At 49.8% G+C, this 253-nt stretch carries 1 protein-coding gene; it reads left to right on the forward strand.

Features of this window, described 5'->3' with window-relative positions; genetic code table 11:
• Nucleotides 1-230: hypothetical protein (locus AC3XQU_RS24365; RefSeq protein ID WP_489876691.1), on the forward strand; the 230-nt coding region annotated here is incomplete at its 5' end.
• Between the last annotated feature and the right edge of the window lie 23 nt (nt 231-253).

Genomic DNA, 253 nt, shown 5'->3' on the forward strand with positions numbered 1-253 from the left:
TAGGATTTGTTATGGATAAGTTGTTGGTCTCGTTTTGGTTTGCTGTTTTGGTCGTCAACGTGTTGTGCTCGGTAGTCGATGTTCACCCATTTGGGCGAGGAGCAACGCTCATCGCCGCGGCGGTTGCCTCTGGGATTTTCATGAGGGGGCTTTTGGATATTTTGCGACCGCCTATCTCAGTAGAGTCTTCATCCACGGGGAAAAAAAGTGAGAGTTCTACGCCAACTTGATTGGTGAAAGTCGAGCGCCAGCT

The sequence above is a fragment of the Telluria sp. AZSoR62 genome (assembly GCF_058111565.1).